Source organism: Amycolatopsis sp. CA-161197 (assembly GCF_050942255.1).
Taxonomy (GTDB): domain Bacteria; phylum Actinomycetota; class Actinomycetes; order Mycobacteriales; family Pseudonocardiaceae; genus Amycolatopsis.
Map to the genome: position 1 here is coordinate 668,195 of NZ_CP192059.1, position 12,581 is coordinate 680,775.

At 69.5% G+C, this 12,581-nt stretch carries 12 protein-coding genes; all 12 read left to right on the top strand.

The window, feature by feature from the left end; all coding sequences use genetic code 11:
- Position 1 precedes the first annotated feature (1 nt).
- The 12 genes from ACQPXB_RS03360 to nuoK all read left to right on the top strand — a co-directional run bounded on the left by ACQPXB_RS03360 (position 2) and on the right by nuoK (position 12,578).
- A complete protein-coding gene (locus ACQPXB_RS03360) occupies positions 2-1,294 on the top strand; it encodes a geranylgeranyl reductase family protein (protein ID WP_432849395.1) in 1,293 nt (430 codons plus the stop codon).
- A gap of 493 nt (positions 1,295-1,787) precedes the next feature.
- A complete protein-coding gene (locus ACQPXB_RS03365; RefSeq protein ID WP_360597848.1) occupies positions 1,788-2,204 on the top strand; it encodes an NADH-quinone oxidoreductase subunit A in 417 nt (138 codons plus the stop codon).
- A gap of 4 nt (positions 2,205-2,208) precedes the next feature.
- Complete coding sequence (locus ACQPXB_RS03370; RefSeq protein ID WP_204091789.1) at positions 2,209-2,757, top strand: NuoB/complex I 20 kDa subunit family protein; 549 nt, start codon at positions 2,209-2,211, stop codon at positions 2,755-2,757.
- A complete protein-coding gene (locus tag ACQPXB_RS03375) occupies positions 2,754-3,539 on the top strand; it encodes an NADH-quinone oxidoreductase subunit C (protein ID WP_432849398.1) in 786 nt (261 codons plus the stop codon). The genes ACQPXB_RS03370 and ACQPXB_RS03375 overlap by 4 nt, the downstream gene beginning before the upstream one ends.
- Before the next feature lie 14 nt (positions 3,540-3,553).
- The gene (locus ACQPXB_RS03380) at positions 3,554-4,891 is read left to right on the top strand and encodes an NADH-quinone oxidoreductase subunit D (RefSeq protein ID WP_366589211.1); all 1,338 of its coding nucleotides are present in this window, start codon (positions 3,554-3,556) and stop codon (positions 4,889-4,891) included.
- Complete coding sequence (gene nuoE / locus ACQPXB_RS03385) at positions 4,888-5,751, top strand: NADH-quinone oxidoreductase subunit NuoE (RefSeq protein WP_366589147.1); 864 nt, start codon at positions 4,888-4,890, stop codon at positions 5,749-5,751. The genes ACQPXB_RS03380 and nuoE overlap by 4 nt, the downstream gene beginning before the upstream one ends.
- Complete coding sequence (gene nuoF, locus ACQPXB_RS03390; protein WP_432849400.1) at positions 5,751-7,040, top strand: NADH-quinone oxidoreductase subunit NuoF; 1,290 nt, start codon at positions 5,751-5,753, stop codon at positions 7,038-7,040. Before nuoE ends, nuoF begins: the two co-directional genes overlap by 1 nt.
- Positions 7,037-9,502, top strand: coding sequence for an NADH-quinone oxidoreductase subunit G (locus ACQPXB_RS03395; protein ID WP_432849402.1), 2,466 nt, complete (start codon positions 7,037-7,039; stop codon positions 9,500-9,502). The genes nuoF and ACQPXB_RS03395 overlap by 4 nt, the downstream gene beginning before the upstream one ends.
- 11 nt (positions 9,503-9,513) lie before the next feature.
- On the top strand, positions 9,514-10,842 hold the full coding sequence (gene nuoH / locus ACQPXB_RS03400) for an NADH-quinone oxidoreductase subunit NuoH (RefSeq protein WP_366589213.1): 1,329 nt from the start codon (positions 9,514-9,516) through the stop codon (positions 10,840-10,842).
- Positions 10,829-11,410 (top strand): NADH-quinone oxidoreductase subunit NuoI, encoded by a 582-nt coding sequence (nuoI, locus tag ACQPXB_RS03405; protein ID WP_366589154.1) that lies wholly within the window; start codon positions 10,829-10,831, stop codon positions 11,408-11,410. Before nuoH ends, nuoI begins: the two co-directional genes overlap by 14 nt.
- Positions 11,407-12,282, top strand: a complete 876-nt coding sequence (locus ACQPXB_RS03410; RefSeq protein ID WP_386946267.1) for an NADH-quinone oxidoreductase subunit J — start codon at positions 11,407-11,409, stop codon at positions 12,280-12,282. Before nuoI ends, ACQPXB_RS03410 begins: the two co-directional genes overlap by 4 nt.
- Positions 12,279-12,578, top strand: coding sequence for an NADH-quinone oxidoreductase subunit NuoK (gene nuoK, locus ACQPXB_RS03415; RefSeq protein ID WP_360597685.1), 300 nt, complete (start codon positions 12,279-12,281; stop codon positions 12,576-12,578). The genes ACQPXB_RS03410 and nuoK overlap by 4 nt, the downstream gene beginning before the upstream one ends.
- The last annotated feature ends 3 nt before the right edge of the window (positions 12,579-12,581 follow it).

The following is a 12,581-nucleotide window of genomic DNA, read 5'->3' on the forward strand; positions in this document are numbered from 1 at the left end:
CATGACGATCTCCCGCCGCAGCCCGGACCACGACGCCGAAGTGATCGTGGTCGGCGCCGGACCGGCCGGTTCCACCGCGGCCACGTACCTCGCGCGCGGGGGGGTCGACGTGCTGTTGCTGGAGAAGACCGAGTTCCCGCGTGAGAAGGTCTGCGGCGACGGCCTCACGCCGCGTGGCGTGAAGCAGCTGATCGACCTGGGCATCGACACGAGCGAGGAGAACGGCTGGGTCCGCAACCGCGGCCTGCGCATCCTCACCGGCGACCTCACGCTGGAGCTCGACTGGCCCGACCTCACCAGCTACCCGCCCTACGGCGTCGCCCGCACGCGCCAGGACTTCGACGACCTGCTGGCCAAGACCGCGGTCAAGGCCGGCGCGCGCCTGTACGAGCGCACCACCGTCACCAACGCCGTCACCAGCCCGTCCGGCCGCGTGATCGGCGTCGAGGCGAAGGTCGGCCCCGAGAAGACGCCGGTCAGCTACCGCGCGCCGCTCGTGCTGGCGTGTGACGGGGTGTCCGCGCGGCTCGCGCTGAGCGTCGGCATCGAGAAGAACGAGAAGCGCCCCATGGGCGTCGCCGTGCGCCGGTACTACAAGAGCCCGCGCCACGACGACCCGTTCATCGAGGGCCACCTCGAGCTGTGGGACCGCTCCGACCCGCGCAACCCCAAGCTGCTCCCGGGCTACGGCTGGGCCTTCCCGCTCGGCGACGGCACCGTCAACGTCGGCCTCGGCATGCTCTCCACCTCGGCTTCCTTCCGCAACACCGACTACCGCGCGCTCCTGCGCCAGTGGCTCGACGGCACGCCCGAGGAATGGGGCTACCGCGAGGAGAACGCCATCGGCAAGGTCGGCGGCGCCGGTCTCCCCATGGGCTTCAACCGCACCCCGCACTACCGCGACGGCCTCCTGCTGCTCGGCGACGCCGGCGGCATGGTCAGCCCGTTCAACGGTGAAGGCATCTCCGCCGCGATGGAGTCGGCGCAGCTCGCGTCGGAGGTCGTCGTGCAGGCGCTGGCCCGCCGCGAAGGCCCTTCGCGCGAGCGCGCGCTGCAGGGTTACCCACGCGCCGTCGGTGAGCTGATGGGCGGCTACTACCGCCTCGGCAACGTCTTCGCGAAGCTCATCGGCAACCCCAAGGTCATGCACGCGTGCACCAAGTACGGCCTGCGGATCAACAAGATCCTTCCGTTGGTGTACAAGGGACTTTCCGGCTGCTACGACGCCAAGGGCGGCGACGGCGTCGACCGCCTCATCTCGGCCCTCGCGCGGGTCACGCCCACTCCTCGCTGACCGAGCCGACTACCCCCAACGACCGGCCGGAGGACCCCGCTCCGGCTCGCTGCCGTCCCACGAGCCGGTGCGCCGATACCCGGCTGGAGCAATGGTTGCCCGGCCGGTCAGGTGGGATACGTCACAAGATCACGTCCGGATTGTCCCCGGCTCATCCGGTAATCAACCCCTAAATCGCTGGTCCCGCGAGTGCGACCGGCGCCGCACCGTCCTGGCCGGGCGGTCAAGTTAGGTAAGCCTCATACCACGGCCCCTAGAGACGGCCGTGTGAGTCGCGTCCTACACTCCCCCCATGCTTGTGAATCGCTTCACATCCACGACGAGTGGCTTGTGAACTATTTCACAAGCACCCCTCGGCCCGGCCACGGGCCGTAAGGGTGCCCTGACCCTCGGCGGTGTGACCCAGCTCCCTTAGGGTGCCGACGAGGAAGCGGACCACCACCCGAGAAGCAACCCGCAGCGGCGCGGAAAGGATGGCGAAGACCCCGTGCTGATGTTGCCCGTGCTGGCGCAGGCCGACCCCAGTGGAGCTGCGGCCGCGCCTGGCCTGAAGGTGTACCTGCCGCTCGTCCTGTTGTTCGTGCTGGCGCTCGCGTTCGCCACCCTGTCGGTGCTGCTGGGCCCGCTCGTCGGCCCCAGCCGCTACAACAAGGCGAAGCTCTCGGCCTACGAATGCGGGATCGAGCCTTCGCCGCAGCCGCTCGTCGGCGGCGGCCGGATGCCGGTGGCGTACTACATCACGGCGATGCTCTTCATCCTGTTCGACATCGAGATGGTGTTCCTCTACCCGTTCGCCGTGAACGCGAACGCGCTCGGTGTGTTCGGCCTGGTGGAGATCGTGCTGTTCATCGTTACGGTCGGGTTCGCGTACGCCTACGTATGGCGGCGCGGCGGCCTGGATTGGAACTGAAGCCATGGGCCTCGAAGAGAAACTCCCCAACGGCATCCTGCTGGCCAGCCTCGAGGGCCTGGTCAACTGGGCGCGCAAGAACTCCCTGTGGCCCGCCACCTTCGGGCTCGCGTGCTGCGCGATCGAGATGATGACGGTCGGCGGTTCCCGCTACGACATCGCGCGCTTCGGCATGGAGCGCTTCTCCGCCACCCCGCGCCAGGCCGACCTGATGATCGTGGCCGGCCGCGTGACGCAGAAGATGGCGCCCGTCCTGCGCCAGATCTACGACCAGATGGCCGAGCCGCGCTGGGTGCTCGCGATGGGCGTGTGCGCCTCGTCGGGCGGCATGTTCAACAACTACGCCGTGGTGCAGGGCGTCGACCACGTGGTGCCGGTCGACATGTACCTCCCCGGCTGCCCGCCGCGCCCGGAGATGCTGCTCGACGCGATCCTCAAGCTGCACGCCAAGATCCAGGACGAGCCGATCAACGCCCGCCGCGCCGCCATCCGCGCGGCCAGCGGCGCGCGCACCGAGCTGATCCCCTCGTCGATCAAGTACGCGAAGAAGTGAGCCCGGTGGCCGACAACCCCGAAAACGCAGAAACCCCCGAAACCGGTGGCGAGCAGTCCAGCGCCGAGCGCCCCGAAGCCGGTCTCGAGCCGCAGGGCACCACGCCCGCCGCTCCGGTGGAACCCGTTGTCGCCGGCCGCGCCCGCAAGGGCATGTTCGGCGTCACCGGCAGTGGTGACACCTCCGGCTACGGCGGCGTGCGCCTGCCCGCCTACAGCCCGCCCCCGGCCGAGCGCCCGTACGGCGGCTGGTTCGACGAGTTCGCCGACGAGTTCTACGCGGCCTTGGCGGACAACAAGGTTCCGGCCGCGGCGATCCTGCAGACCACGGTCCACCGCGACGAGATCACCTTCTACGTCGACCGCGAGCACCTGCTGGAGGTCGCCCGCGTGCTGCGCGACGACGCCGGCCTGCGCTTCGAGCTGCTGAGCTCGGTGTCCGGTGTGGACTACGGCGTGGACGTGCCGCAGCGCCTGCACTCCGTGTACCACTTCACGTCGATGACCTACCGGCGCCGCATCCGCGTCGAGGTCACCCTCGACGTGGACGACGCGCACGTGCCCTCGCTCGTCGAGCTCTACCCGACGGCCGACTGGCAGGAGCGCGAGACCTGGGACATGTTCGGCATCGTCTACGACGGCCACCCCGCGCTGACCCGCATCCTCATGCCGGACGACTGGGACGGCCACCCCCAGCGCAAGGACTACCCGCTCGGCGGGATCCCGGTCGAATACAAGGGCGCGGAAATCCCGCCGCCGGACCAGCGGAGGTCGTACTCGTGACTACCAGCGAGAACATGTCCGAGATCATCGACGGCGACGAAGAAGCTTTCGGTTACGCCGACTCGCGCGACACCACCGAAGGCCGCGTCTACACGGTCTCCGGTGGCGACTGGGACGACGTCGTCGCCGACGCGCAGCACGACGAGCGCATGGTCATCAACATGGGCCCGCAGCACCCGTCGACGCACGGCGTGCTCCGGCTCGTGCTGGAGATGGAGGGCGAGACCGTCACGCAGCTGCGGTCGGTCATCGGCTACCTCCACACCGGCATCGAGAAGAACTGCGAGTTCCGCACGTGGACCCAGGGCGTCACGTTCGTGACGCGCATGGACTACCTGGCGCCGCTGTCCACGGAGATGGCCTACTGCCTCGGTGTGGAGAAGCTGCTGGGCATCAAGGCCCCGCCGCGCGCGGAGCTGCTTCGCGTGATGCTGCTGGAGATCAACCGCATCGGCTCGCACCTGGTCTACATCGCCACCGGCGGCATGGAGCTCGGCGCCACCACGGCGATGACGCTCGGCTTCCGCGAGCGCGAAGAGGTGCTGCACCTGCTGGAGCACCTCACCGGCCTGCGCATGAACCACGCGTTCATCCGCCCCGGCGGTCTCGCGCAGGACATGCCGGCCGACTTCCAGGAGAAGGTCTCCGCGTTCGTCAAGGTGATGGACAGCCGTCTTCCCTTGTACGACAAGCTCTTCACCGGCCAGCCGATCTGGCGCAACCGGCTCAAGGGCGTGGGTGTCCTGCCGGTCGACGCGTGCCTCGCGCTCGGCGTCACCGGCCCGATCCTGCGTTCCGCGGGCCTGCCGTGGGACCTGCGCAAGACCGAGCCCTACTCGCGCTACGACGAGATCGAGTTCGACGTCCCGACCTCGACCGACGCCGACTGCTGGGCGCGCTACCTGATCCGCGTCGAGGAGATGCACCAGAGCCTGCGCATCATCAAGCAGGTCCTGAAGATGCTCGAGCCGGGCCCGGTCATGGTGGAGGACAAGAAGATCGCGTGGCCCGCGCAGCTCTCGATCGGCAGCGACGGCATGGGCAACTCGCTCGAGCACGTCAAGAAGATCATGGGCCAGTCGATGGAATCGCTGATCCACCACTTCAAGCTCGTGACCGAGGGCTTCCACGTGCCGCCGGGCCAGGTGTACTCGCCGGTCGAGTCGCCGCGCGGTGAGCTCGGGGCGCACCTGGTGTCCGACGGCGGCACCCGGCCGCTGCGCGTGCACGTGCGCGAACCGAGTTTCGTGAACCTGCAGTCGATGCCCGCGATGGCCGAAGGCGGGCTGGTGGCCGACGTGATCGCCGCGGTCGCGTCGATCGACCCGGTGATGGGGGGAGTGGACCGATGACGTACTCGACGGCAGTTCCGGAGCCGGGGCCGCACGACGCCAAGACGACGCACGCCGCGGCGGGCCCCGACACCGACGTGGTCGGCATCGCGCCCGACCCGGCCGCGGCCGAGGGCATCCTGGCCGACAACCCGCCGGTGGACCCGTTCGGCGAGGACACGCACACGCGGGCGAAGGAGATCATCGCCCGCTACCCGGTGGCGCGCTCGGCGCTGCTGCCGATGCTGCACCTCGTGCAGTCGGTGCAGGGGTACGTGAGCCAGGAGGGAATTTCCTTCTGCGCCAAGCACCTCGACCTCTCCGACGCCGAGGTCAGCGCGGTCGCGACGTTCTACACCATGTACAAGCGCCGCCCCTGCGGCGAGCACCTGGTGAGCGTCTGCACCAACACGCTGTGCGCGGCGATGGGCGGCGAGGCGATCTACAAGAAGCTCCAGACGCACCTCGGTTCCGAGGACGCGCCGCTGGGCCAGGAGGAGACGGCGGGCACGCCGAACGAGCCGGGCTCGATCACGCTGGAGCACGCCGAGTGCCTCGCGGCCTGCGACCTCGCCCCGGTCATCCAGGTCAACTACGAGTACTTCGACAACCAGACGCCGGAGAAGGCGGTGGCGCTGGTCGACGCGCTGCAGGCGGGCAAGAAGCCGGCCCCCACGCGCGGCGCGCCGCTGACGAACTTCAAGGGCGCGGAGCTGCAGCTGGCCGGGTTCTTCCCGGAGGACGAGCTCACCTACCGCGGGGACGTCGACGGGCCGTCGCAGGCCGTCGAAACCCTGCGCGGCGCCCAGATCGCGGCCGACCGTGGCTGGACGGCGCCCGCGACGCAGGATGTTCCGCTCCCTGAAGTGGAGAAGAAGTAATGCCCGACCCGATTACCCCGGTCCTCACGAAGCGCTGGCTGTCGCCGAACTCCTGGCGCATCGAAACCTACGAGCAGCTCGAGGGCTACACCGCGGCGCGCAAGGCGCTCGCCGGCACGCCCGAGCAGCTGGTGCAGGTCGTCAAGGACTCCGGTCTGCGCGGCCGCGGCGGCGCGGGGTTCCCGGCCGGCGTGAAGTGGTCGTTCATGCCGCCGAACTTCGACAAGCCGCACTACCTGGTGATCAACGCCGACGAGGGCGAGCCGGGCACGTGCAAGGACATCCCGCTCATGATGGCCGACCCGCACTCGCTCATCGAGGGCTGCATCATCGCCTCGTACGCGATGCGGTCGAACCACTGCTTCATCTACGTGCGCGGTGAGGCCCTGCACTGCATCCGCCGGCTCAACGCGGCCGCGCGCGAGGCGTACGCCAAGGGCTACCTCGGCAAGAACATCTTCGGCACCGGCTACGACCTCGAGCTGACCGTGCACGCCGGCGCCGGCGCGTACATCTGCGGCGAGGAGACGGCGCTGCTCGACTCGCTCGAGGGCCGCCGCGGCCAGCCGCGCCTCAAGCCGCCGTTCCCCGCGGCCGCCGGCCTCTACGCCGCGCCGACCACGGTGAACAACGTCGAGACCATCGCGAGCGCGCCGTTCATCATCAACGCGGGTTCCGACTGGTTCCGCGAGATGGGCCGCGAGAAGTCGCCGGGCCCGAAGATCTACTCGATCTCCGGCCACGTCGAGAAGCCCGGCCAGTACGAGTGCCCGCTCGGCACCACCCTGCGCGAGCTGCTGGAGCTCGCGGGCGGCATGAAGGACGGCATCCCGCTGAAGTTCTGGACGCCGGGTGGTTCGTCCACGCCGATGTTCACCGCGGAGCACCTCGACGTGCCGCTCGACTTCGAGGGCGCGGCGGAGGCCGGCTCGATGCTCGGCACCACCGCGGTGCAGGTCTTCAACAAGACCGTGTCCGTGCCGTGGGCCGTGATGAAGTGGACCGAGTTCTACGAGCACGAGTCCTGCGGCAAGTGCACGCCGTGCCGCGAAGGCACGTACTGGCTCGCGCAGATCCTGGAGCGCATGGTCGAGGGCCACGGCACCGCCGAGGACATCGACACGCTGCTGGACGTCTGCGACAACATCCTCGGCCGCTCGTTCTGCGCCCTGGGTGACGGCGCGGTGTCGCCGATCCAGAGCGGGATCAAGTACTTCCGCCAGGAGTTCCTCGACCTGTGCGAGAAGAACAAGGCCGCCCAGCCCGAATTGGTGGGAGCTCAGGCATGACGATCGCCCCTGACAAGCCCGCGACCACGGAGACCCCGGTCCCCGAGGGTTACGTCAAGCTGACCATCGACGGTGAAGAGGTCATCGCGCCCAAGGGCGAGCTGCTGATCCGCACGGCGGAGCGCCTCGGCACGGTCATCCCGCGCTTCTGCGACCACCCGCTGCTCGACCCGGCCGGCGCCTGCCGCCAGTGCCTCGTCGAGGTGGAGATGGGCGGCCGGCCGATGCCGAAGCCGCAGGCCTCCTGCACGATGACGGTCGCCGACGGCATGGTCGTGAAGACGCAGCTCACCTCGCCGGTCGCCGACAAGGCGCAGCAGGGCGTGATGGAGCTGCTGCTCATCAACCACCCGCTCGACTGCCCGATCTGCGACAAGGGCGGTGAGTGCCCGCTGCAGAACCAGGCGCTGGCGCACGGCCGCACGGAGTCGCGGTTCGTGGACACCAAGCGCACGTTCCCGAAGCCGCTGCCGATCTCCACTCAGGTGCTGCTGGACCGCGAGCGCTGCGTGCTCTGCCAGCGCTGCACGCGGTTCTCCGCGCAGGTGGCGGGCGACCCGTTCATCGAGCTGCTCGAACGCGGCGCCCACCAGCAGATCGGCACCGCCGAGACGGCCGACGTGCTGGACCTGGCCTCGCGCACCACGAGCGGCGAGCCGTTCCAGAGCTACTTCTCCGGCAACGTCATCCAGATCTGCCCGGTCGGCGCGCTCACCAGCGCCGCGTACCGGTTCCGGTCGCGCCCGTTCGACCTGGTGTCCTCGCCGAGCGTGTGCGAGCACTGCTCGTCGGGCTGCGCGGAGCGCACCGACTTCCGCCGCGGCAAGGTGCAGCGCAAGCTCGCCGGCGACGACCCCGAGGTCAACGAAGAGTGGCTGTGCGACAAGGGCCGCTTCGGGTTCCGCTATGTGCAGGCCGACGACCGCATCCGCCGCCCGCTCGTCCGCAACGAGGCCGGCGTGCTGGAGGAGTCCTCCTGGACCGACGCGCTGCGCATCGCGGCCGCCGGGCTGGCGAAGGCGCGTGACGGCAAGGGCGTGGGGGTGCTCACCGGGGGCCGGCTGACCGTCGAGGACGCCTACGCGTACTCGAAGTTCGCGCGGCTCGCCTTGCGCACCAACGACATCGACTTCCGCGCCCGCGCGCACTCGGCCGAGGAGCTGGCGTTCCTCACCTCGTCGGTCATGGCCACCACGCCGGAGACCGGCGTGACCTTCGGCGAGATCGAGCGGGCGCGCACGGTCCTGTGCGTGGCGTTCGAGCCGGAGGACGAGGCGCCGATCGTGTTCCTGCGGCTGCGCAAGGCGGCTCGCAAGAACCGCACCCGCGTCGTCCACTTGGGACAGTGGACCACCTCGTCGGTGCGCAAGACCTTCGGTGAACTGCTCGCCTGCGTGCCGGGTGGCGAAGCCGCCGCGGTCGACGGCATCGCGCAGCACGCGCCGGACCTCGACTCCGCGCTGAGCGGCGGTAACGCGGTGATCCTCGTCGGCGAGCGCGCCGCCGAGGTTCCCGGCCTGTTCTCGTCGCTGCGGGCGCTGGTCGAGCGCACGGGCGCGCGGCTCGCGTGGATCCCGCGCCGAGCCGGTGAGCGCGGTGCGCTGTCCACCGGCTGTGTGCCGACGCTGCTGCCGGGTGGCCGTTCGGTCACCGACGCGGCGGCTCGCGCCGAGGTCGAAAAGCACTGGGGCGCCGAGCTTCCCGCTGCCGACGGCCGCGACACCACGGGCATCCTGGAAGCCGCTTCCGGTGGTGACCTCGACGGCCTGGTCGTCGGCGGGCTCGACCCCAACGACCTGCCCGACCCGGACCTGGCCCGCCGCGCGCTCGACAACGCGGGCTTCGTGGTCAGCCTGGAGCTGCGGGCGAGCGAGGTCACCGAGCGGGCCGACGTGGTCCTGCCGATCGCGCCGTCGGTCGAGAAGGCGGGCAGCTACCTCAACTGGGAGGGCCGCCGCCGCGACTTCGACATCACGGTGGAAGGCACCGGCGCCCTGTCCGACGGCCGGGTGCTCGACACCCTCGCCGTCGAGATGGACGTGGACCTGTTCACGCAGACGCCGGCCGCCGCGGCGGGCGACTTCGCCAAGCTCGGCCAGGGCACCACGAAGTTCGGCTACATCGCCACCGGCGCGCAGGCCGCACCGGCGCCGGGCGAGGGCCAGGCCGTGCTCGCCACCTGGCGGCAACTGATCGACAACGGCTCGCTGCAGGACGACGAACCGCACCTCAAGGGCACGCAGCGCAAGCCCGTGGCCCGACTCTCGGCGAAGACCGCCGAAGGCCTGGGCGCCACGGTCAGCGTGTCGAACGAGCGCGGCTCGATCACGCTGCCCGTCGAGGTCGCCGACCTGCCCGACGGGGTCGTGTGGCTCCCGGGCAACTCCGACGGCTCCGCCGTCCGCGCCGCACTGGCCGCGGGTCACGGCGCGCTGGTGCAGATCTCCGGAGGTGAACAGTGAGCCCGCAGCTCATGCCGTTCCTGGCGCAGATGCCGGACGCGGCAGAACGCGCTCGCCTGCTCGCGGACGACCCGTGGTGGCTGGTCCTCATCAAGGCCGTGGTCATCCTGCTCATCGGCCCGATCCTCACGATCTTCCTGATCGTCTGGGAGCGCAAGGCGGTCGGCCGGATGCAGAACCGGCCCGGTCCCAACCGCGTGGGCCCCGGTGGGTACCTGCAGTCGCTGGCCGATGCGATCAAGCTCCCGTTCAAGGAGCAGATCATCCCGGACACGGCCGACCGCAAGGTGTACTTCCTCGCACCGGTGCTCGCCGCGGTCCCGGCGCTGATCGCGCTCTCGGCCATCCCGTTCGGCCCGGTCGTGTCGATCTTCGGCCAGACGACCACGCTGCAGCTGGTCGACCTGCCCGTCGGCGTGCTGGTGATCCTGGCGTGCTCGTCGATCGGCGTGTACGGCATCGTGCTCGCCGGCTGGTCCTCGGGCTCGCCGTACCCGCTGCTCGGCGGTCTCCGCTCGGCGGCGCAGGTGATCTCCTACGAGATCGCGATGGGTCTCTCGATCGTCGCGGTGATCCTCTACTCCGGGTCGCTGCAGACGTCGGAGATCGTGGAGCAGCAGGCCCACGGCTGGTACTTCTACATGCTCATCCCGAGCTTCGTGATCTACGTGATCTCGATGGTCGGCGAGACGAACCGCGCGCCGTTCGACCTCCCCGAGGCCGAGTCGGAGCTGGTCGGCGGCTTCCACACCGAGTACAGCTCGATGAAGTTCGCGATGTTCTTCCTCGCCGAGTACGTGAACATGGTGATCGTCTCGGCGTTCTGCACCACGCTGTTCCTGGGCGGCTGGCGGTTCCCGTTCGTCGGCGACGACTCGCCGCTGAACCAGAACTGGTGGCCGATGCTCTGGTTCTTCGCGAAGACGTTCATCCTGCTGTTCGGCTTCATCTGGCTGCGCGGCACGCTGCCGCGGCTGCGCTACGACCAGTTCATGCGCCTGGGCTGGAAGGTCCTGGTGCCGATCAACCTGGTCTGGATCCTCGTGGTGGTCGCGATCAAGACCATCCAGTGGAGCTGGCCGCAGATCCTCGTCGGCGTGGGCATCGTGCTGGTGGTGCTCGTGCTGATCAGCCTGGCGGTGCCGAACAAGAAGCTGCCGGAAGGCGACTACGTCGACCTCACGGGCGGCGGGTTCCCCGTGCCGCCGCTGGACCTGAAGGTCCCCGAGAGCACTCCGCGCCAGAAGGCGCTGGCCAAGGCGGAGGCGAGGGCGGCCCGGCGCAAGCCGGCGGCCGTCGGCACCGCAGCACAGGAAGGGGCAGAAGATGGCGGCAACTGACTTCCTGAATCCCATCAAGGGTTTCGGCGTCACCTTCGCGATGATGTTCAAGAAGGTCGCCACCGAGGAGTACCCGGAGGCCGGCGCCCCGGCCGCGCCGCGGTACCACGGCCGCCACCAGCTCAACCGCCACCCGGACGGGCTCGAGAAGTGCGTCGGCTGCGAGCTGTGCGCCTGGGCCTGCCCGGCCGACGCGATCTTCGTCGAGGGCGGCAACAACACCGAGGAAGCGCGTTTCTCCCCGGGTGAGCGGTACGGCGCGGACTACCAGATCAACTACCTGCGCTGCATCGGCTGCGGGTTGTGCATCGAGGCCTGCCCCACGCGGTCCCTGACGATGATCAACTTCTACGAGCTCGCCGACGACGACCGCCAGCGGCTCATCTACACCAAGGAAGACCTGCTCGCGCCGCTGCTGCCCGGCATGGAGCAGCCGCCGCACCCGATGCGCCTCGGCGACAACGAGCAGGACTACTACGTCAACGGTCCCGAGCTCGAAGCACGCTTCTCAGCTGAGAGCTCATCAGGCACAGCGGCCAAGGCGCAGCAGCAGGAGGCCCAGCAATGATCACGGCCCTTCTGGCGCAGGCGCCGCCCCCCGCGTCGACCTCGGTGTCGGTGGGCGAGGCGATCGCGTTCTGGATCCTCGGCCCGCTGTCGCTGCTCGGCGCGCTCGGGATGATCTTCTCGCGCAACGCCGTGCACTCGGCCCTGTGGCTGGTGCTCACGATGCTGAGCCTGGGCGCGCTCTACATGACGCAGTCGGCGCCGTTCCTCGGGTTCACGCAGATCATCGTCTACACCGGCGCGATCATGATGCTGTTCCTGTTCGTGCTGATGCTGGTCGGCCGCGAGAGCTCCGACTCCGTGGTCGAGGTCCTGCGCGGACAGCGGTTCGCCGCGACGATCCTCGGCATCGGGCTCGCCGCGCTGATCGCCGCCGGCGTCTTCCGCTCGATGGTGAACGTGACCCCGGCGCCGTCGCTCGACCCGTACGCCGCCAACGGCGGTGGCGCGGGCGGCCTCGGGCGGATCATCTTCACGCAGTACCTCTTCCCGTTCGAGCTCACGTCGGCGCTGCTCATCACCGCCGCGCTCGGCGCGATGGTGCTGGCGTTCACCGACCGCCACAAGAAGGGTGGCAAGCTCCCGCAGCGCGAGCTCGTGAAGCTGCGCTTCCGCGGCGAGCATGACCGCCCGTCGCCGCTGCCCGGCCCGGGCGTGTTCGCCACGGCCAACTCGGTCGCGGTACCGGCCCTGCTGCCCGACGGCTCGATCGCGCCGGAGTCGCTCTCGGCGATCATCGAGTCCACCTCGGCGCTGCAGCTCATGCGCGAGCGCAAGCTCATCGCCGACGAGGGCCCCAAGCCCGACGCCCACGCGCTGGTCGGCGGCGACAGCGTTGCCGCGGGCACCGACGAAGAAGGGGAAGGAAAGTGACCCCGAGCTACTACCTGCTGTTGTCGGCGTTGCTGTTTTCCATCGGCGCCGTGGGCGTCCTGGTCCGCCGCAACGCGATCGTCGTGTTCATGTGCGTCGAGCTGATGCTCAACGCGGTGAACCTCAGCCTGGTCACGTTCGCCCGCATCAACGGCGGGCTCGACGGTCAGGTGATGGCGTTCTTCGTGATGGTGGTGGCCGCCGCCGAAGTCGTGGTCGGCCTGGCGATCATCATGTCGATCTTCCGCACCCGGCGCTCGGCCTCGGTCGACGACACCAACCTGCTGAAGTACTGAGAG

What these genes read in the sequence shown, in the direction of transcription:
- ACQPXB_RS03360 (WP_432849395.1), top strand. Translation starts at nt 2, where the DNA reads ATGACGATCTCCCGCCGCAGCCCGGACCACGACGCCGAAGTGATCGTG.
- ACQPXB_RS03365 (WP_360597848.1), top strand. Translation starts at nt 1,788, where the DNA reads ATGTTGCCCGTGCTGGCGCAGGCCGACCCCAGTGGAGCTGCGGCCGCG.
- ACQPXB_RS03370 (WP_204091789.1), top strand. Translation starts at nt 2,209, where the DNA reads ATGGGCCTCGAAGAGAAACTCCCCAACGGCATCCTGCTGGCCAGCCTC.
- ACQPXB_RS03380 (WP_366589211.1), top strand. Translation starts at nt 3,554, where the DNA reads ATGTCCGAGATCATCGACGGCGACGAAGAAGCTTTCGGTTACGCCGAC.
- nuoE (WP_366589147.1), top strand. Translation starts at nt 4,888, where the DNA reads ATGACGTACTCGACGGCAGTTCCGGAGCCGGGGCCGCACGACGCCAAG.
- nuoF (WP_432849400.1), top strand. Translation starts at nt 5,751, where the DNA reads ATGCCCGACCCGATTACCCCGGTCCTCACGAAGCGCTGGCTGTCGCCG.
- ACQPXB_RS03395 (WP_432849402.1), top strand. Translation starts at nt 7,037, where the DNA reads ATGACGATCGCCCCTGACAAGCCCGCGACCACGGAGACCCCGGTCCCC.
- nuoH (WP_366589213.1), top strand. Translation starts at nt 9,514, where the DNA reads ATGCCGTTCCTGGCGCAGATGCCGGACGCGGCAGAACGCGCTCGCCTG.
- nuoI (WP_366589154.1), top strand. Translation starts at nt 10,829, where the DNA reads ATGGCGGCAACTGACTTCCTGAATCCCATCAAGGGTTTCGGCGTCACC.
- ACQPXB_RS03410 (WP_386946267.1), top strand. Translation starts at nt 11,407, where the DNA reads ATGATCACGGCCCTTCTGGCGCAGGCGCCGCCCCCCGCGTCGACCTCG.